This window comes from Paraburkholderia sediminicola (assembly GCF_046027825.1).
Classification (GTDB): Bacteria; Pseudomonadota; Gammaproteobacteria; order Burkholderiales; family Burkholderiaceae; genus Paraburkholderia; species Paraburkholderia sediminicola_D.
Genome location: NZ_JAQQDU010000056.1, coordinates 15630 through 34661, shown reverse-complemented (window position 1 = coordinate 34661; position 19032 = coordinate 15630). Strand labels below are relative to the sequence as shown.

The following is a 19032-nucleotide window of genomic DNA, read 5'->3' as shown; positions in this document are numbered from 1 at the left end:
CGGCTTGTCGAGAGTTCATGCATTGCGTTATATATAGAAGGATATAACGATGCCAAATAGATAGTTCAAGGTCCATGACTCGCACAATCAACGCCTTTCAGGCGCTCACCCTCGTATCAGCGGGGATGGGCGCAACATTCTCAGTCCATGCTCAGGACGACGGAATCCAACTCACACCAGTGGTCATCACGGGAATTTCTCCCACTCAATACCCGTCGTATCAGATCGACCGAACGACAGTTGGACCGCTAGGCGACAAGGCGCTTCTTGATACGCCGTACTCAATTAGCGTCGTCCCCTCATCACTCGCGGAGAATCAGCAACTCCAGAGCGTGCGGGAAGCGTTTCGCTTCATCCCGACGGTTCAGGGCGAAAATATCCGCCCGCAGACTCGAGGGATGCAGGCCGGCGTTGTCCAGAACACGCGGATCGATGGCATGAACATCGCCGCGACAACGGACTATCCGATCGAGCAATTCGAGCAGATCGAGGTTCTAAATGGCCTGGCCGGTGCGCTGTACGGACCCGCCAGTCCTGCCGGCACGTTTAACTACGTGCTCAAACGGCCTACCGCCGAGCCGCTGCGCGAGTTCACGGTCGGCTACGAGTCACGCCAGTCCTTGACTGAACATCTGGACCTCGGAGGACACTTTGGCAACGACGACCTCTTCGGATATCGGCTGAATTTGCTCAACCAGAACGGTGAGGGATATGTGGAGGGCAGTCGCCTGCGCAGAGAATTGGCAAGCCTCGCGTTCGACGTTCGTTTCACCCCGGACACCACGCTTGAGACCAATTTCAGCACGTACCATTACCTGTCAACCGGATTCCCAGGAACGTTTGCTTTAGCCCGCAACGTACCCTTCCCAAGTGCTCCGGACCCTACACGTCCGGGCTACGGCCAATCATGGGCGGGTGATGACAACGTCACCAACATGTTCAGTGCCACCTTGAAGCACGACTTCAACAAGGACTGGCACTTAAGCGCAGGCGTGTTGAGAGAGACGAACGACCGTGCGTCGACCGTGCCGACCAATACCATCACCAGCAAGACCGGCGCCTATACGACGACCACCGCGACGACCACGTACAGCCTGGATACGATCGTCAGCAACACCATCGCGCTGAATGGCCACACCGAGCTTGCCGGCCTGTCACACGACGTCTTCGTGTCGACCACCGGTTTCTACTGGAATCGGTATACGCCGTATCAAACAGGCGCGATTACGCTCGGCAGTGCAAGCATCAACGATCCGCTGTCTTTTGCGAAACCTCCGCTGCCCGATTTCTCAAATCGATATCTGTCCTCCAACACGGTCCAGCAGTCGATTAGCGTCGGGGACACGATTGGATTCGGCAGATACTGGTCAACGCTGCTAGCCGCAAGCCAGAGCTGGATACACACCGAGAACTACAGCAAGCAGGGCGCGACGACCAGCAAGTACAACGCGGACGGCATCAGCCCAACGGCCAGTCTGATGTTTAAGCCGCAAAATAATATGACGGCTTATCTGACGTACGCTGACAGTCTTCAACAGGGGGACAATGCCCCAGCGGGATCGGCAAATGCGGGAGATAGCCTCGCTCCGTACCGAAGCAAAGAATGGGAACTGGGCTACAAAGTCGATGTGAGCCAGGTGACGCTCGGCGCCGCCCTTTACCGCATCGAGCGGCCGTACGCATTTGTCGGCGCGAACAACGTTTTTGCTGAACAAGGTCAACAGGTTAATCGCGGACTTGAACTGACCGCGACAGGCGCGGTTACAAGAGATCTCAACATCTTCACGGGGATCTCGCTACTCGACCCGCGTCTGTTCGACACGGGCTCGGCGTCTACCAGCGATAAACAGATCCTCGGGCTCTCGCGCGTCGTATTCGATGCTCTGCTTGACTACTCCGTGCCGGCCGTCGCCGGTCTCGGGTTCAACATCAACATGAACTACGCAAGCCGTCGGCCAGGCAATTATACGAACACCGACTATGTCGACGGCTACACCGTCTTTGATCTCGGCGCGCGCTACAGAACGAAAATTGCCGGCAAATCAGTGACGTTGCGCCTTGCCATCGACAACATCACCAATCGCCAGTACTGGGCCAACATCACGCCAAGTGGACAAAATGGCTACACCGGCTCCGACTACGGTACAGGCACGCTTGGCGCCCCACGTACCGTCCGCGCTTCGCTACAAATCAATCTCTGAACAAGGACCAACAGATGGTACTTCGCACCCTTATTGCCGTCGCGCTCGGCAGCACCATGAGCATCGCGTGGGCGCAGCAAGCACCCGCCCCAGCGGCGGTCACGATCTATGCTGCCGGAAGCATGGGCGGCGCACTCACCACTATCACGCATCAATACACCGCGGAGTCTGGCCAGAAGATTGATCTCGTGACAGGGCCAGCAGGACTTCTACTCAACAAGATCGAGAATTCCGCCAAGGCAGATATCTTCGTTTCCGCCAATATGGCGCATCCGCAGCGCCTGACGGCAGAGGGAAAGGCGGCGCCCACTGTTGTCTTTGCGCGGAATCGGGTTTGCGTTCAGGCCCGCCCGGACGTCGGCCTCACAACGGACAATCTGCTCGACAAACTGCTTGATCCGAACGTAAAGATCGGCACGTCAACACCGAAGGCAGACCCGGGCGGTGACTATGCATGGGCGTTGTTCGCGAAAGCTGACTCAGTCCGCCCCGGAGCGAAGCAGATTCTCGAAACGAAAGCGCAGCAGTTGGTAGGTGGCGCAGCAGCGCCTCAGGTTCCGGCCGGTCAGAATCCGGTGAAGTACTTTATGGCGACCCGGCGTGTCGATGTCTTCATCGGCTATTGCAGCTCTCACGAAACAAAGCCCGATTCTTCCCTTGTGCAGGTCGAACTCCCTTCCAACCTCAGCATCTCCGCTGACTATGGGATGACAGTCCTGGAGCTGCCGCAGAACGCTGCCACGCGAAACGCCGCGTACCGGCTTGCCTTGTATCTGATGAGCCCGGAGGCGCAGGACGTCCTGACACGTTACGGGTTCACGCCGGTCGCGCGCCAGTAGCATCGCCGCCGTCCGACGCGCTAAGGCGTTCGTTTTTCGCCGGACGGCGCGCTCGTACGAAACCCAATGACGGACGACGGCGACAAGGCGCCGTCGAAGCGCTGGCTCAGAACTTGTGATCGATCCCCGCCGTGATCACAAATTGTTTGCTCGAGGACGAGAAGGGAAACAGGGAAGGTTGCAGCGCGGCGTAGCGGGCGTCCCCGTTGGCCTTCTGCAGTGCACCCACGAGGTACACCATCGTGCGTTTGGAGAGGTTGTAATCGGCACCGAGGTTGATCTGATTCCACCGCGGCTTCTTGTTCTCCATACCCGGTGTCGCCGAGAACTTGCCGTCCGTCAGGAGATAGGCCGCGCCGAGCACGAGCGCGGGCGTCAGCGCGTATTTGAAGTTCAGCTCGTAATTCTGCAGATGCAGGCTCGTCTGATCTAAATAGTTATACTGAACATCTGAAAAGGTCGCACCGATCGTTGCGTTCTTGATCGTATAGGCGCCGCCCGCGCTCACGATCTGTTGCTTCGCCACCAGCGCCCCGAACGGATTTGTCGTGAACGGATTCGAATAGTCGTCGGTTGAGCCTACCCCGTTCAACGCGCCGACCGCGCCTGCCTGGTTGGTCGCACTGTCCGGATTGTTCAGGCGCATATAGCCGACACCCAACCCAAGCGGGCCATTGTGATAGCCCGCGGCGGCGGACCACACGCTATTGTTGCTGAAGCCGCCCGCCTGATTGCTGAAGCCATATAACGCGCCCACGCTCAAGCCTGCCCATTCGGGGCTCATGTACTTGACCGAGTTGTTGACCCGGAACGAGCCATCGAAATTGTCCGAGTCGCCCACATGACCGCCGATGGTGCCGGCCCAGTCGTTATCCGACGCGTACATGGCAACGAGATCCTGGGTCGGATCGTACTGGCGGCCGAACGTGACGGTACCTGCGGTGGCGCTGCGCAGACCGACCGTGGCCTGCGAGCCGAACAGCCGGCCGCCGGCGCCCGGCGCGAACGCCCCGTTCGACGGCTTGAAGCCGTCTGCCAGGTTGAAGATTGCGGCGATGCCGCCACCGAGGTCCTCCGTCCCTTTCAGGACGAACCGGCTGCCGGTCGAATTGTTATCGAGAAATCGATAGGCGTGCCCTTGTCCCGGGTTGCTTGCATAGGGATTCCAGTTGGATGCCGATCCCATGTTGCTGACATAGGCAATCCCCGTCGTAATGTCGCCCGCCAGCGTCACGCTGCTCTGCGCATGAGCCACACCGATCGAAGCCGCGAGACATACCAACCCACAAGACACACGCCTCATCTCTATCTCCTGGTTGCGTTGATATAATATCAACGCTGTTTCTAATATAGATCGAGTATTGGATGTCGTCTTTTTGGTGTCAAGCAAATCGGCGTGGCTTAATGGTTAACGACAGTGACGCTGGTGAACGACGGTGACGCCTACGCCCCGCTACGGCTGACGAACTTCGCGCACAGGTAGTCCTGCAATCCCTCGATGCCGTTCTCCCGGCCAAAGCCACTGTCCTTGATCCCGCCGAACGGCGTTTCCGGCTGCAGCAGCGACACGCTGTTAATGCCAATCGCGCCGGCCTCGAGTTCGTCCGCAAGGCGATCGGCATTGCGCAGCGAAGTCGTAAACGCGTAGGCGGCGAGGCCCACAGGCAGGTGGTTGGCGCGTGCGATCACGTCGTCGAGACTATCGAACGGAACGAACGGCACGACCGGTCCAAACGGCTCATCGGTCATCACGCGCGCCGTGTCCGGCACATCCGCAAGAATCGTCGGCTGGAAGAAGAAGCCGGCACGTGCGACGCGATCGCCACCGCAGACCACGCGGGCACCAGCGCTGCGCGCATCGTCTACGAGCGACGCCATGTGATCGATGCGGCGACGACTGGCGAGCGGGCCCATTTCCGTCTGCGGGTCCATCCCGTCGCCAAGACGCAAACTGCTTGCGCGCGCGGCGAATGCCTCTACAAAACGGGCGTACAAAGACCGGTGAACATAGAAGCGCGACGGATTCGCACAGATCTGCCCGGCGTTGCGGAACTTGAATCCGGCCAGCGCGTCGAGCGTTTTGTCAAAGTCGGCGTCTTCGCAGATAACCACGGGCGCATGTCCGCCCAACTCCAGCGTGACGCGAGTGAGATGCCGCCCGGCCTGCTCGCCGAGCAACCGTCCGACGTTGATGGAGCCAGTGAAACTGATCTTCCGAATCGCGGGCGACGCAGTCAAGGTGCTTGAGATCTCAGCCGGATTGCCCAGCAGCATCTGCACGGTTCCTGGCGGCACGCCACTTTCAATGAAAGCGTCGACGAGGATCATGACCGCGGCCGGCGTTTCCTCCGCTGGCTTCAACACGACCGAACAACCGGCCGCCAGTGCCGCCGCGAGTTTGCATGCCGACAGCATCACCGGAAAGTTCCACGGCGTGAACGCTGCAACGGGCCCGGTTGGCTTCTGCACCACTGTCTGCTGGACGCCTGGCCAGCGGCTCGGAATGATGCGTCCGTACGCGCGCCGCCCCTCTTCCGCAAACCATTCGATGATTTCAGCGGCCTGCCCGATCTCGCGTTTCGCTTCGGCAAGCGGTTTGCCCTGCTCGTGCGTCAGCAACGCGGCAGCGCGCTCCGTTTGTGAGCGCAATCGCTCGGCGGCCGCGCGCATGACCTTGCTGCGAGCGAGCGGTGTTTCGGCCGCCCACACGCGGAAGGCGCTATTGGCCGCGTCGACCGCCTGCGCGATGTCGTCGGCAGACGCAGCGTGGAAGGTCGCCAGTGTCGCTTCGGTCGCGGGATTCGTCACGGTGAGCGAGCTTGCGCCCGTGCCGTCACGCCACTGGCCTGCGATGTATTGGCGCGGCTGAGGATAGTCGAACGTTTTCAACGGTGTCTCCTTTAGGAAAGTTGATCCGTGAGGCCGTGGGGTGAAACGTTCGCCGCATTCCTTACCCGCGCCCGCCGGATTCGGGGTGATCAGTCAATCGACGACACATGGGCGAGCTCTGCAGAGATCGCCTGCGCCCGCTCGGTCAGAAGCGGCGCGAGTTTCGTCATGCTCCGTTTGGTGAGCCGCGCCGCCGGGCCGGCAAGCGCGACGCAGGCGAGCAGTTCGCCACGGCTATTGACGATTGGCGCGGCGAGCGCGTGCAGATGCTCTTCATATTCGGCGTGGTCTTGTGCGTAGCCACGTTCCCGCGTCCGCTCGAGTTCCGCGAGGAGCAACTCGGGATCAGTAATCGTCTGAGGCGTGCGTGACACGAGCGGCACGCGTTTCAGATAGTCGCGTACTGCGCTCTCCGGCAAGCGCGCGAGCCACTGCTTGCCAGCGGCCGTGCAGTACATCGGAACGTGCTCCCCGAGATCGGCCGCTACCCGATTGGGCAGCGGACTCTCGTAGACCTGCAGCACGACCATTTCGTCCTTACGCCCAACTGTGAAATGGATCGTTTCAGAGGTGCCCTTCCACAACTGAAGCAGATGCGGTCGCGCCGCCTCAAGAGGCGGAAAGCTGTGCTGCTGGGCCGCGGCCAACGCAAGGATTGCATTGCCCAGACGGTAGCGGCGCGTTGTGGGGTGCTGCACCAGGTAGTCGTACTCCGCATACGTTTTCAGGATGCGGTGAACGATCACTTTGTCGATGCCGGTGAGAAGGCTGATTTCGGTGACACCTAGATCAGTACTGGCGCTCGCGAACTGCGCCAGCACGTCAAGAGACTTCGCAAGGGTTTTCATGGATGGAATCCGACTTGACACACAGAGGGCAGTTTACCATACTGCATTAACGATATGTCAACGCTGTTTATATATTATTAACGGAGACAAGCGAAGTGTTCAGTAATCCCGTATCCGACCGGGCCTCCACTGTAGCCGACAACGCGCGCTACATCTGGCATCCGATGACGGCGCCCGCAGCCACCAGAACCACTCCTCCGACCATCATCGCGCAAGGCGACGGTGTGTTGGTTCGCGATATCGAAGGCAAGACTTACCTGGACTGCACGGCCGGCCTGTGGTGCGTCAACGTTGGCCACAACCGCCCCGAGATCAAACGCGCGATCGTCGAGCAACTGGACCAGATCGCGTACTACGGCACGTTCTCCAACCTCTCGAACCCCCCTTCAATTGCGCTGTCGGCCCGGCTCATCAAGATGCTCGCGCCGGAGAAGATGGCGCGTGTCATGTATGGCTCGGGCGGATCGGACGCGAACGAAACCGCGTTCAAGCTCGCGCGTCAATATTGGAAGCTCTCCGGCAAGCCCGAAAAGACCAAGATCTTCTCGCTCAAGCACGGTTATCACGGCCTGCATTTCGGCGGCATGTCAGCAAGCGGCAACGTCATGTGGCGCCGCGCGTACGAGCCGCTCGTGCCCGGTTTCTTCCAGGTCGAGGCGCCCTATCTGTACCGCAACCGCTGGACCGACGATCCAGACAAGCTGGCCGCGATCTGCGCCGACCTGCTGGAACAGGAAATCCTGTATCAGGGCGCGGACACGATCGCGGCGTTTGTCGCCGAGCCGGTGCAAGGCGCCGGTGGTCTGATTGTGCCGCCCGCGACATACTGGCCGCGCGTACGCGAAATCTGCGATCGCCACGGCATCCTGCTGATCGCCGACGAGGTGGTGACCGGCTTCGGGCGTACCGGCCACATGTTCGGTGTACGCGCCTGGGGCGTCGCCCCCGACATCATGAACTTCGCGAAAGGCATCAATTCCGCTTACGTGCCGCTCGGCGCGACGGTCGTCAACGAGCGCGTCGCCCAGGCGTGGGAAAGCGACCATCCGCTGGCGGCGATCATGCATGGCTATACCTATTCCGGGCATCCCCTCGCCTGCGCCGCCGCGCTCGCCAACCTCGATATCGTCGAGGGTGAGGACCTGCCGGGCAATGCCGGACGCCAGGGCGATTATTTCCTCGAACGTCTGCAGGAATTGCTGCAGTACAAGCAAGTCGGCGACGTGCGGGGCAAAGGGCTGATGCTCGGCATCGAACTGGTGCTCGACAAGGCCACCAGGGCGCCACTGCCGCCAACCCACCCCGCTTCCAGGAAGCTCTACGAGACGATCTGCGCGCATGGTTTGCTGGTGCGCATCGCGGGTAACAAGATCATCCTGTCTCCTCCGCTCATCTTCGACAAAGCGCACGTCGACCAGAGCATGGACGGGTTGCACGCCGGTCTCGCCGCGATCGCGGCGGACTAAGCACGGACAGCCACGCAGGAGGAGAAAAGTGCAAGCGCATTTGAAACTGCAGCGCGACGCGTCAGCGTCGCAGCCGATCGAACCAAGCCGGGTGTCCGACGTCGCGACGCTCAACCGGGCCAACAACACGATGCGAACGCTATTGAAGGTACAGCGCATTGCCAAAACCCTCGGCGAGGGGGACAAGCGCAACCAGATCATCGGCGATCTGTCGTTCGACGCCCGCGAAGGCGAGTTCCTCTCGATCGTCGGCCCGTCCGGCTGCGGCAAGACCACGTTGCTGATGTGTCTTGCCGGCCTCTACGCGGTGGACAGCGGCTCCGTCATGTTCGACGACAAGCCCGTCGGCGCGCCGCCCCCCGGCGTGTCGGTCGTTTTCCAGGATTACAGCCGTTCGCTGCTGCCGTGGAAGAGCAATCTCGACAACGTCGTCTTCGGCATGAAGCGGGCCCAGGATCTCAACCGGACCCAGAAGCTTGAGTACGCGCAAGAACTGCTGGCGAGCGTTGGCCTCACGGGTTTCGAGCGTCACTATCCGTGGCAGGTGTCCGGCGGCATGCAGCAGCGCGTGGCGATTGCGCGCGGGCTCGCGGCTCGTTCCCGGCTCCTGCTGCTCGACGAACCGCTCGCCGCGGTCGACGCGCAGACACGCGCCGAAATGCAGGACCTGCTGCTCGACCTCGCGAAACGCTACCAGCAAACCTGCGTGCTGGTCACGCACGACGTCGACGAAGCCATCTACATGGCCGATCGCGTCGTTGTGCTGTCGCGGCGCCCGACCGTAGTTGCGGCGGAGTTCGCGGTAACGCTTGCGAAACCGCGCACGCAACTCGAAACCCGCGAAGACCGCGGCTTTCTCGACCTGCGGCACAAGATCCTCGCGATGATCCACCAGATGCGCACGCAAGCCTGAACCGCGCGCGCCGTCGGCTATCGCCGTAGCGCCGGCCCGTGCGGGTCGCATAGCGACGCCAGCCCCGAATTGATTCAATCAACGAAAACTTCAGGAGACAATCATGTGGAAGCGCTTGATCAGTTGCGCTTTATTCCTTGCCGGCGTCGCTGCCGCAGCGGTGACCCCATCGGTGGCCAGCGCGCAAACAACGATCAAGATCGGCGATTTACGCGCCGACTCGATGATCCGGCTCTACTACGCGGACAAGAAGGGCTATTTCGCCGCGGAGGGTCTCAAGCCTGAACTCGTGACGCTCGGGTCCGGTCCGGCGGTAGCAAGCGCGGTGGCGAGCGGGTCGGTCGACATCGGCTACGCGGGCATCATCCCCGTCATCTTCGCGCGGGCGCGCAATCAGCCGTTCGTGATCGTCGACACCCTCGACTATGAATATGGCGCGGCCGGCAAGCAGGACGTGTGGATCGTTGCGAGCAAGTCGTCCAACATCCATACGCTCGCGGACTTGCGCGGCAAGACGATCGCAATCAACGCCACGGGTGCGATCTGCGAATTGCTGGTGAAGGACCATCTCGCCAAGGCGGGCGTGCCCTACGACACCGTCAAGAAGATCATCGTACCGATGCCGCAGATGGGCAGCATGCTGCAAGTCGGCAACGCCGATGCGGCGTGCATCTCGGAACCGTTCTACGCCGCCGCAAAGATGTCGCCGGCGATCCAGGCGGTCACGCTTGCATCCGGCGTCGTGGCGGATCTCCCGGCCGACCAGAGAATCGCGCTCGACGTGCTGTTTGCGCGCGCGGACTGGGTGCAACAGCACAAGGACGTGTTGCAGCGCTTTAACCGCGTGCTGGCACGTGCAAGCGCCGACTTTCGCGCAAATCCCGATCTCTATTCGCAGTGGCTCGTCAGTGAATTCAAGTTGACGCCGGAACTGGCGCACCAGGTGACGCATTACTTCGATTGGGGCGACCTGACACCGGATGCCGCCTCGCTGCGCCCGCTGATCAACTCGATGACGCGAAACGGGCTGCTGCATGAGCCGCTCGACGCCAACAGCCTCGTGGCGGACGTGAACGCGAAATGATGCGACGCGACGAAGCCGTCATGCTTCGTCGCGGTTCCGACGAATGCATCAAAGGAAGGTGATGCGATGAAACAATGGATGAAACCGTGCATCGGATTTCTCGCCGGCTGCGCCGTCTGGCAGCTCGCGGTGTGGAGCGGGCACGTGCCGAGAGAGTACATGCCGGGTGTGGGCACCGTGTTCGAGGCGCTCGTGGGCCAACTGCGCTCGGAAGAGTTCTGGCAGAACGAACCGCTCACGCTGATGCGCACACTGATCGGCCTCATCGCGGCAGTCGCAATCGGCTTCGCGGCGGCCGTGCTTGCCGCACGTCACCGTCTGGTGGAAGACGCGCTTCGGCCCGTCGTCAACATCATGCGGTCGTTGCCGCCTGCGGCGCTCGTGCCGCTGTCGATCTTCGCGCTCGGGCTCGGCATGAAGCTGTTCCTCTTCATCGTCTGCTTCTCCGGTGTGTGGACCGTGTATGTCAGTGCGGCAACCGCACTGGCGGACAACGAACCCGTGCAGCTGAGAAGCGCACGCACGCTCGGCTACTCCGCATGGGAAATCCTGTGGCAAGTGCGGGTTCCGGCTGCGATGCCGGCGATGCTGACAGGCGTGCGCCTCGCCGTCGCCGATTGTTTGATCGCGACGATCGCAGCGGAAATGCTCGCCGGCAGCGACGGCATCGGCTACATGCTGTACGACAGCGCGTTCTCGATGCGCACTGCGGACACGTTCGCGTTGCTGGTCGTCGCCGGGTTCAACGGTCTGCTCTTCAACCAGGCCGTGCTGCGTTTGCGCGCAATCACGGTGCCATGGCATGAGAGTCTCACAAGGATGGTGCAACTATGAGAGCGCTCGCAAAACGCACAAATTTTCCCGGAATCGTTTTTCTGGTGTTGCTGGCGGCTGCGTGGGAAGTGTCGGCCCGGCTGGTTAATTCGCAGAACTATCCGGGATTCATCGATGTCGTGGCAGCACTGGTTCGCCATGCCGGGGAACTGGCGCCAGCGCTTGGCATCACGCTGGTGCGCGCGAGCGCGGGCTTCGCGCTTTCGCTCGTGACCATGCTGCCGCTTGGCATCTGCCTGGGCCGGATGCGCTCGCTCGCCTCGTTTGTCGAACCGCTGCTCGACCTGGTGCGCCCGCTTCCGCCGCTTGCGATCGTGCCGGTGGTCATGTTGTTCGCGGGCACCGGCAGCATGGCAAAGATCCTTGTCGTGTTCTACGGTGCGGCGTTCCCGATCCTCATCAACGCAATCGATGCGACACGTGCGACCCACCCGTTGCTGATCAACGTCGGACGCTCGATTGGCCTGTCGCGCAGCGAGATCATGTGGCGCATCGACCTGCCTGCGGCACTGCCGCAGATTGTCAGCGGTATTCGCATTAGCGTGGCACTGTCGTTGTTGATCAGCGTGAGCGCCGAGATGCTGCTGTCCACCAATGGCATCGGCAACTTTATCGTTACTGCACAGCAGCAGTTCGAGATCGCTGCCGGTCTCGCGACGATCCTCGTGATCGCCATAGCCGCGCTGTGCATCGAAACACTGTTTTTACGCATTGAACGCAACCTGCTCGCATGGCACCACGAACGCGCGAGCGCCGGGCGGTGACGACCTGTACCGCCGCAGTCAGAAAGTGAAGATTGAATCAAGAGATAAGAGAAATGGGACACATGATGGATATCGATACGCAGCGCATGCAACACCTGATCGAACGCGAACAGCAGCGATTCGAAGCGCGTCACCCAAGTTCAGCCGCGTTGTATGAGCGAGGCAAACACGTCTACCTGTACGGCACGCCACTCCACTGGATGCAGTTGTGGGCGGGTTCCTATCCCGTCTACATGAGTGAAGCAAAGGGCGCGCGGTTGCGCGACGTCGACGGTAACGAATTCGTAGACCTGTGCCTTGGTGATACAGGTTCGATGTTCGGCCACTCGCATCCGGCGATTGCCGATGCGATCGCGCGGCAGGCGCAACGCGGCGTCACCGCCATGCTGCCGTCCGAAGACGGTGTGTGGGTGGGTGAGGAATTGCGCCGGCGCTTCGGCCTGCCCTACTGGCAGCTCGCCACCTCCGCGTCGGATGCGAACCGCTTTGCGCTGCGCCTTGCGCGGATGATCACGAAGCGCGACAAAGTGCTCGTGTTCAACGGCAACTATCACGGTTCGGTAGACGAAACCCAGGTCGAATTCGGTGCGTCAGGGCGCATGCGCGCGCGCACGAATGTGCATCCGAACGGGATGGACCACGAGCGGCTGGTGCGCCTCGTGGAGTTCAACGATGTGGACGCACTGGAGCGTGAGTTGTCACACGGGGATGTCGCGTGTGTGATTACCGAACCGATGATGACCAACATCGGCATGGTACCGGTCGCGCCAGGTTACCACGATGCGCTTCGGCGGCTCACACGAAAATACGGCGCGCTGCTGCTAATCGACGAGACCCACACGATCTCGACCGGGCCGGGCGGCTGCACACGGGCGTGGGGACTCGAGCCGGACATCTTCGTGCTCGGCAAGGCGATTGCAGGTGGCATTCCTTCTGCCGTGTACGGCGTGACCGAAGAAGTCGCGCAACGCGTGTGGCAGGCGAAGCCGCCGGTTTGGGCCGGGGGCGAGAAGCGCAATAATCATTCGGGCTTCGGCGGCACACTTGCCGGCAACCAACTGACGATTGCCGGGCTGCGCGCCACGCTCGAACATGTCATGACCGACGAGAACTATGCGCACATGATCGACATGGCAACCCGCATCGCGCGCAGCGTCGAGGCGGATATCGCCAGGTTCGAGTTGCCGTGGCATGTCACGCAGATCGGTGCACGCGCCGAGTACATGTTCATGCCGCAACCGCCCGTCAACGGCACGCAGGCGAAGACGGGACGCAACGGACCGCTTGAAGCGTTCATTCATCTGTATCTGCTCAATCGCGGCGTGCTGATCACGCCGTTCCATAACATGATGCTCGCGTGTCCGCAGTTGACCCTGAAAGACGTCGACCAGCACAATCTCGCGTTCACCGAATGCCTGACCGAACTGGCTGGAGCGTGAACGATGGGCCGACTCGATAGGAAGATCGCCCTCATCACCGGTGCCGGCCAGGGCATCGGCGCGGCGATTGCAAGACTTTTCGCTCGTGAGGGTGCAACGGTCATTGTCTCCGACCGTGATGAGGGGCTAGGCACGCGCGTCACCGACGAGATTGCGGCAACCGGTGGCCGTGCGGTGTTCTGCGCACTCGACGTGACCGACGAGGCAGCCTGGCAGCGCACGATGTCGTGGCTCCAGGGCCAGTACGGCGGCCTCGACATTCTCGTCAACAACGCAGGCGTCGCGCTGGTCAAATCAATCGAGGATACAACGCTGGAGCAGTTTCGCCAGGTCATGCGCGTCAATGTGGAGGGCGTGTTCCTCGGCATCAGGCATGCGATACCCGCCATGACCGCGCGTGACCCCTCGCGCTCCGGCAGCGCGGCGATCGTCAACCTGTCGTCGGTGCTCGGCGTGCAGGGCATTCCAGACAATATCGCGTACGGCACGTCGAAAGCCGCCGTGCGGCAATTGACCAAATGCGCGGCGATCGAATTCGCCGAGCGCGGCTATCGCATTCGTGTCAACGCGGTACTGCCGGCCGTGACCGAGACCCCGATGGTGAGCCGCGAGATCGAGGAATGGGCCGAACAGGGTACGTTCGGCACCCGCGATGTAGCAGCCACGCGTGCCGCATTCAGCGCGCGCGTGCCGCTCAAGCGCATCGCGACACCTGAGGAAATCGCCTATACGGTGCTCTTCGCTGCGTCCGATGAGAGTTCGTTTACGACGGCCGCTGAGTATCCAGTCGACGGAGGCCGCCTTGCAGTGTGAGGACAATGTGATGACCAAACGACTCGACAACAAGATTGCGCTTGTCACCGGAGGCGGCCAGGGTATTGGCCGCGCCATCGCCGAAGTGTTTGCTGCGCAAGGCGCGACGGTTGTGATCGCCGCGCGGACCGCGATGCAGGGTGAGGATGTTGCCGCGCAAGTGCGCTCGCGCGGTGCCCAAGCCTCATTTATCGCACTTGACGTGGCCGACGCCGAGGCCGTTCGCCGAACCGTCGATGAGGTTGCGGCGCAGTATGGCGGACTCGACATTGTCGTGCACAACGCAGCGGCCTTCTCTCGCGACCCGATCGAAACGATGGACATGACCTCGCTGGACCGCCTTCTGTCGGTCAACCTGAAAGCGTGTTTCTATCTCTCGCAGGCCGCGTTGCCGCATATGAAAAGGCGTGGTGGTGGCCGGATTCTCGTGACGTCGTCGATTACCGGGCCGCGGGTGGCGATGCCGGGGACCGCCCACTATGCAGCGAGCAAGGCCGGGGTGAATGGGTTCATCCGCACGGCTGCGCTAGAACTGGCCGCATACGGGATCACGGTCAATGGCGTTGAGCCCGGCTATATCGACACGCCGGCGATGACCGCGTTAAAAGAGCGCTTCGGCGAGGCAGAACTCACGCGGTACATCCCATTGAAGCGTCTCGGCCGGCCCGAAGACATCGCGCACGCGATGCTGTTCCTCGCCAGCGACGAGGCCGCCTATGTCACCGGACAGACGATCGTCGTGGATGGGGGGTCGACGCTACCGGAAAGTCCGGTTTTCATGGGATAGCGGCGCATTCAAGGGTTACATTGGTGACAGATTGGTAAGCAGCTATCGCGACCCTCAACTAAGCTCGCACATTCGCGCGAAAGATCACCGATGCCGGCCTGCCGGTTCGCGGGTCCAACGGCTCTCGCATCTCCTGAAGCGTGAGCCCGCTACTCCACATCAATTCAAGCCATGCATGCAAGGTCCGGAAGTACCAAGGCGGGGCATCGCTAAACGCCTCACCAAACCCCGCCCACGAACCCGTTCGCCAGCCGTCGAGGTACGGCAAATCACCGCATGCAACCAGGGGATGCAGCGTTTGCACGATCAAGGACCCATCCGGTTTGAGTAACGTTGGAATAGTGCGCAGCAGACCGTCTACCGATTCCTTGCCGAGCAAGGAGAAATTGCAGACCACGACGTCAGCGCTCAGTTTGAGTTGTCCGGATGCCATCTCCTCATAGGACAGAACCCTGCCGTCGATCACGCCGGCTTGCTTCGCGGCGAGCACCAATGCCGGCACCACGTCTATCGCCGTCACGCCAATTCCATTGCGCTGAAGCGCGAGAGCAAGCCAGCCTTCCCCACAGCCCAGATCGAGGACGGTGGCCGGATCGCAAGCCAACACCGCATCCAGCACGGCCCGATCGGTGACCAATCGCCTGCTCTCGATTTCCCCTCCGCGTACCGCATTCATCCATGGCAAAGCGTTATGTCTCCATGAATCGATGATTTTGCCGTCGCTAAGAAGTTCGATGTTCATCGCTCGTTCCGTCCAACGTGTCGATTACTCGTGATACCTTGCATCATGGCAGCTCTAAACGCGCGGGTTGCCGATGGTTCAGTTCGATCTCGGCCGCAGGTCAATTGCGCGAGTCATTTCCCCTCGCGTCGCTGCGCGCTTCGATCGCGTGCACGACGGCCACCATATCGGCTTGACCGTGACCCAACCCGGCGGTCTCGGTATACAAGTCAAAGCACACATCCAGCAGCGGCGACGCGAGATCCGCATTGCGCGCCGCCTCGGCCGCGAGCCGGTTGTTCTTCAGCACGTCGAGGATCGAAGCCTGCACCGTGAAATCCTCGTTCACGAGCTTATCGACCTTCACGCGCGATACGTTGCTCGCCATCGGGCCTGCGTCGAGCACGGCCTGGAACTGCTTCATGTCGAGCCCGTAGCGCCGTGCGAGATGCGACGCCTCGGCAAGCGCGGTCACCATCGGAATCAGGAATGTATTGACCGACAGCTTCATCAGAAGACCCGTGGGCACCGCTCCGCAGATCACCGTTTCATGGCACATCGGCTTGAGGAGCGGACGCACTTCTTCGACGGCGGTCGGCTCGCCGGCCAGCATCGCCACCAACTGCCCCGCTTCGGCCGGTTTGCGTGAGCCCGAGACGGGTGCCTCGACGTACCGTCCTCCCGCGGCGCGGATGTCGGCTTCGAGGCCACGCGAATAGTCGGCCGATGTCGTGCCCATGTGCACGATCGTATGCTGTGCGACGTTCGCCGCGAAATCCGCGGTGTGGCGGCCGAGCACCGCGTCGAGCGCTGTGTCAGTTGCCATCATCAGGATAACGATGCGGGCCTGACGGAAAACGTCGCTGGCGCTGTCTGCGACCTGCGCGCCTGCGTCGCGCAATGCGGCGCAACGTTCCGGGGAGCGATTCCACACCACCAATGGGGTGCCCGCACGCGCAAGGTTAAGCGCCATTGGCTGCCCCATCACGCCGAGGCCGATGAATCCTATTTTCATGAGTGTCTCCGTTTCTTAACCGTTGCTTATGACCACGGCTCGGTGGGTCGGGTGCGGATGCAGGTGCGCTCGCACGACGACAGGGCGGCCGCTTTGGCACCCCGTGACGCTCTCTCCGGACGGTGTCGTTCGAGCCGGGCGACGCCGCTCAGTTTATCTAAATCGCCGCAATCTGTGCGGCGGCGGGGCGCAACGACAATTTGCGCTCGTGCGTGCCGTTTGATATTTGCGATCGTCGCGCGAAGACCGGTGACCGGCTCAATCGCCGATGTTGGAAACCAGGTCGAAACTAGATACGCTGGAAAGACAGCACTCGACTACGTTGCGTCGCGAGCAATACTGACCGGCCATCGCTGCTGAAAAGCAGACATACGCGCTGTCGTCGGGGACCTTCAGTCCGTTAGAAAATCGCGCGACGCTCATCAAGCGGCGTAAGAGCCACCACGTCGGTTGCCGGACCGGCTCCGATCACAATTCGCGCCTGGTTGCCGTCGACGTCGATTCTGATGAGCCCGCCCTGCGCTCGAAGACGCCACTCACCTGCCCAGTTCGGGTTAGGCGTCACGCCGGACAGAATCCGCCGGAAGCGTTTGAATCGATGTCCCACCTCTCCTACTATATCGTCACCGTTCTGCCGCAACTTCATCGGTAAATAGAACGCCTTACTATCGAATAGTCCGTCGCCGATCGGATGCAGAAAACTCTGGGCTCCGAGGAACGTCGCGTACCCTTGATTGATCTCCAGCCAGTCAGGTCCATCCACGGTTACGAACATGCCGTCCGGCAACGCGTCCCCTGGTGTCGGCTTAATCGGTTGCCCTCCCAATAGCGCTGAAAATACTGAAGCGATCGCACCTCCAACGTCGGCATCTTCCCGATTCGCGACCGCAAGCATACCCAGCTTGATTGACGGCGCCAGCAGGAATGCCGATCGATAGCCCGGTAGGCCGCCCACAAAACCGTGGAAAGTATGTCCGGCTATGTGGCTACTCGTGAGCCCCAACCCGACGCCTGTCTCGCGGCCATTGGACAGTGTCGCAGAGACTGCCAACCGCTCCAGTAGACCGCGTGCAGGACCACGACCGGCAAGTAGCGCCTGCAACCAGCCTACAAACTGTTCTGAGCTTGCTGCAAGTCCGTCGGCCCCGCAGTACGGCATACCCGACAAACCGTGACGCCAGCCATTTGGACCCTGCCAGTAGCCCGGTGCGAGACCAGACACGACATCGGTCTGATCGCGGGGCAGCGCCGCGTGAACGCCGAGTTCGTTGAAGAAGCACTCATTCATCCCGCTCTCGAGTGTGATGCCTCGCGCCTCGATTGCGGCTTCAACCAGCCGAAAGCCTGCGTTTGAGTATGAGAACTCATCGCCCGGCATGAAGTTCAACTCTTCGATGCCCGCAAGAAAAGCAAGTACCCGTTTGCTATCCAGCAATGCCGTGCGCGGGACACCAAGCATCCAGGCGGAGTCGATCATATCCGGCAGACCGCCGGTCATATCCAACGCCCCCCGTACGGATACACTCCGCTGTTTTCCGCGGAGTTGCGGAAGATAGACACTCAGACTTTCATCCAGATTCAGGACGCCCCGATCGACATACTTCAGCGCGAGGCCCGAAGTAACGTGTTTTGTGACCGACGCCAGTCTCACGACGCTTTGAGCAGTAAAGGGGACGCGGAATTCGAGGTTCGCAAAGCCTCCAAAAGCTTGTACGAATATCGACTTCTCATCGAACAACATCACGCCGCCGCCAGGCCCGTCGTTCAATCTCCATTGCGCAACGAAATTGTCAGCCACCGATCGCGCTAGCGTCCAATCCATAGGATGGCTCCCTTTCTCTAGTTATTCTTTCGTCACTTTGCTCAAGGTAAGCGGTCGCTCCGCCGGCACCAACCCGCTTGCAAAGACTCGATCAATCGACTTTCGGCAAGAAGCCGCAACGACTGAAGAGTCGCTCGGATGCGTCATTACCCATAGTAACCATCGCGCAGCATTCGGTGTAGCCGAGCGTAGCGAGCGACAACAGCGCTGCATTCACCAAGGCTCCGCCATCTCCCGACCGTTTGCGCGATGGTGTAGTAGCGACGATCGCGATGACCGGGGAGCCGTAAGGTTTGTAGTCGCAAACGAGGCACGCGGACAGAAAATTTCCAGCTTCTTCATTCGCCCACGATGCCGCCTGAATCCATTCTCCGTACCGGCCACCAAGAATTGCCGCGGCCTTCGATGCATATTGGGACTCGGTCTGACCTGCATCATCGATCGTCCCTGCGAACGCGCAAAAGAACAGCGTGCCCAACGCGGGCAGGTCTTCTGCCGTTATGTTGCGCAGGTTGGACAATCTTGCCCCTGGTCGAGGATTGGCCGATAAGGGCCGTTTCCAGAGTCGGGCGTCGCGCTTGTGCGTCGTATCCGGCA

Annotated in this window: 17 protein-coding genes; 10 read left to right on the top strand and 7 right to left on the bottom strand. The window is 61.1% G+C overall.

The window, feature by feature from the left end:
• Positions 1-74 precede the first annotated feature (74 nt).
• On the top strand, positions 75-2201 hold the full coding sequence (locus PQQ96_RS26770; protein WP_408298269.1) for a TonB-dependent receptor: 2127 nt from the start codon (positions 75-77) through the stop codon (positions 2199-2201).
• A 14-nt stretch (positions 2202-2215) separates the two neighbouring features.
• Positions 2216-3040 (top strand): molybdate ABC transporter substrate-binding protein, encoded by an 825-nt coding sequence (gene modA / locus PQQ96_RS26765; RefSeq protein WP_408298267.1) that lies wholly within the window; start codon positions 2216-2218, stop codon positions 3038-3040.
• Positions 3041-3146: 106 nt separating this feature from the next.
• Here modA and PQQ96_RS26760 read toward each other — a convergent pair whose 3' ends face one another.
• From PQQ96_RS26760 to PQQ96_RS26750, 3 genes are all read right to left on the bottom strand, one after another.
• Complete coding sequence (locus tag PQQ96_RS26760; RefSeq protein ID WP_408298265.1) at positions 3147-4343, bottom strand: porin; 1197 nt, start codon at positions 4341-4343, stop codon at positions 3147-3149.
• A gap of 140 nt (positions 4344-4483) precedes the next feature.
• A complete protein-coding gene (locus PQQ96_RS26755; protein WP_408298263.1) occupies positions 4484-5929 on the bottom strand; it encodes an NAD-dependent succinate-semialdehyde dehydrogenase in 1446 nt (481 codons plus the stop codon).
• Positions 5930-6018: 89 nt separating this feature from the next.
• The gene (locus PQQ96_RS26750) at positions 6019-6777 is read right to left on the bottom strand and encodes an IclR family transcriptional regulator (protein ID WP_408298261.1); all 759 of its coding nucleotides are present in this window, start codon (positions 6775-6777) and stop codon (positions 6019-6021) included.
• Positions 6778-6872: 95 nt separating this feature from the next.
• Between PQQ96_RS26750 and PQQ96_RS26745 the strand changes: the two genes are divergently transcribed.
• From PQQ96_RS26745 to PQQ96_RS26710, 8 genes are all read left to right on the top strand, one after another.
• The gene (locus PQQ96_RS26745; RefSeq protein ID WP_408298259.1) at positions 6873-8243 is read left to right on the top strand and encodes an aminotransferase class III-fold pyridoxal phosphate-dependent enzyme; all 1371 of its coding nucleotides are present in this window, start codon (positions 6873-6875) and stop codon (positions 8241-8243) included.
• Between the two features lie 28 nt (positions 8244-8271).
• On the top strand, positions 8272-9156 hold the full coding sequence (locus PQQ96_RS26740) for an ABC transporter ATP-binding protein (RefSeq protein ID WP_408298257.1): 885 nt from the start codon (positions 8272-8274) through the stop codon (positions 9154-9156).
• 103 nt (positions 9157-9259) lie between these two features.
• Positions 9260-10240: an ABC transporter substrate-binding protein gene (locus PQQ96_RS26735; RefSeq protein ID WP_408298255.1), complete on the top strand. Its 981-nt coding sequence runs from the start codon at positions 9260-9262 to the stop codon at positions 10238-10240.
• 66 nt (positions 10241-10306) lie between these two features.
• Positions 10307-11074 (top strand): ABC transporter permease, encoded by a 768-nt coding sequence (locus PQQ96_RS26730; RefSeq protein ID WP_408298253.1) that lies wholly within the window; start codon positions 10307-10309, stop codon positions 11072-11074.
• Positions 11071-11838 (top strand): ABC transporter permease, encoded by a 768-nt coding sequence (locus tag PQQ96_RS26725; RefSeq protein ID WP_408298251.1) that lies wholly within the window; start codon positions 11071-11073, stop codon positions 11836-11838. The genes PQQ96_RS26730 and PQQ96_RS26725 overlap by 4 nt, the downstream gene beginning before the upstream one ends.
• A 53-nt stretch (positions 11839-11891) precedes the next feature.
• Complete coding sequence (locus PQQ96_RS26720) at positions 11892-13277, top strand: aspartate aminotransferase family protein (RefSeq protein WP_408298249.1); 1386 nt, start codon at positions 11892-11894, stop codon at positions 13275-13277.
• Between the two features lie 3 nt (positions 13278-13280).
• On the top strand, positions 13281-14090 hold the full coding sequence (locus PQQ96_RS26715; protein WP_408298247.1) for an SDR family NAD(P)-dependent oxidoreductase: 810 nt from the start codon (positions 13281-13283) through the stop codon (positions 14088-14090).
• A 10-nt stretch (positions 14091-14100) separates the two neighbouring features.
• Positions 14101-14877 (top strand): SDR family oxidoreductase, encoded by a 777-nt coding sequence (locus PQQ96_RS26710; RefSeq protein WP_408298245.1) that lies wholly within the window; start codon positions 14101-14103, stop codon positions 14875-14877.
• A 58-nt stretch (positions 14878-14935) separates the two neighbouring features.
• Here the strand turns inward: PQQ96_RS26710 and PQQ96_RS26705 are convergent, their stop codons facing one another.
• The 4 genes from PQQ96_RS26705 to PQQ96_RS26690 form a co-directional block, all read right to left on the bottom strand.
• Positions 14936-15619 (bottom strand): class I SAM-dependent methyltransferase, encoded by a 684-nt coding sequence (locus PQQ96_RS26705; RefSeq protein ID WP_408298243.1) that lies wholly within the window; start codon positions 15617-15619, stop codon positions 14936-14938.
• A 100-nt stretch (positions 15620-15719) separates the two neighbouring features.
• Positions 15720-16613 (bottom strand): NAD(P)-dependent oxidoreductase, encoded by an 894-nt coding sequence (locus PQQ96_RS26700; RefSeq protein ID WP_408298242.1) that lies wholly within the window; start codon positions 16611-16613, stop codon positions 15720-15722.
• Between the two features lie 400 nt (positions 16614-17013).
• Complete coding sequence (locus tag PQQ96_RS26695) at positions 17014-18435, bottom strand: serine hydrolase domain-containing protein (RefSeq protein WP_408298240.1); 1422 nt, start codon at positions 18433-18435, stop codon at positions 17014-17016.
• 91 nt (positions 18436-18526) lie between these two features.
• Positions 18527-18955, bottom strand: a complete 429-nt coding sequence (locus PQQ96_RS26690) for a GNAT family N-acetyltransferase (RefSeq protein WP_408298238.1) — start codon at positions 18953-18955, stop codon at positions 18527-18529.
• Between the last annotated feature and the right edge of the window lie 77 nt (positions 18956-19032).

What these genes read in the sequence shown, in the direction of transcription:
- PQQ96_RS26770 (WP_408298269.1), top strand. Translation starts at nt 75, where the DNA reads ATGACTCGCACAATCAACGCCTTTCAGGCGCTCACCCTCGTATCAGCG.
- modA (WP_408298267.1), top strand. Translation starts at nt 2,216, where the DNA reads ATGGTACTTCGCACCCTTATTGCCGTCGCGCTCGGCAGCACCATGAGC.
- PQQ96_RS26760 (WP_408298265.1), bottom strand. Translation starts at nt 4,343, where the DNA reads ATGAGGCGTGTGTCTTGTGGGTTGGTATGTCTCGCGGCTTCGATCGGT.
- PQQ96_RS26750 (WP_408298261.1), bottom strand. Translation starts at nt 6,777, where the DNA reads ATGAAAACCCTTGCGAAGTCTCTTGACGTGCTGGCGCAGTTCGCGAGC.
- PQQ96_RS26735 (WP_408298255.1), top strand. Translation starts at nt 9,260, where the DNA reads ATGTGGAAGCGCTTGATCAGTTGCGCTTTATTCCTTGCCGGCGTCGCT.
- PQQ96_RS26730 (WP_408298253.1), top strand. Translation starts at nt 10,307, where the DNA reads ATGAAACAATGGATGAAACCGTGCATCGGATTTCTCGCCGGCTGCGCC.
- PQQ96_RS26725 (WP_408298251.1), top strand. Translation starts at nt 11,071, where the DNA reads ATGAGAGCGCTCGCAAAACGCACAAATTTTCCCGGAATCGTTTTTCTG.
- PQQ96_RS26720 (WP_408298249.1), top strand. Translation starts at nt 11,892, where the DNA reads ATGGGACACATGATGGATATCGATACGCAGCGCATGCAACACCTGATC.
- PQQ96_RS26715 (WP_408298247.1), top strand. Translation starts at nt 13,281, where the DNA reads ATGGGCCGACTCGATAGGAAGATCGCCCTCATCACCGGTGCCGGCCAG.
- PQQ96_RS26710 (WP_408298245.1), top strand. Translation starts at nt 14,101, where the DNA reads ATGACCAAACGACTCGACAACAAGATTGCGCTTGTCACCGGAGGCGGC.
- PQQ96_RS26705 (WP_408298243.1), bottom strand. Translation starts at nt 15,619, where the DNA reads ATGAACATCGAACTTCTTAGCGACGGCAAAATCATCGATTCATGGAGA.
- PQQ96_RS26700 (WP_408298242.1), bottom strand. Translation starts at nt 16,613, where the DNA reads ATGAAAATAGGATTCATCGGCCTCGGCGTGATGGGGCAGCCAATGGCG.
- PQQ96_RS26695 (WP_408298240.1), bottom strand. Translation starts at nt 18,435, where the DNA reads ATGGATTGGACGCTAGCGCGATCGGTGGCTGACAATTTCGTTGCGCAA.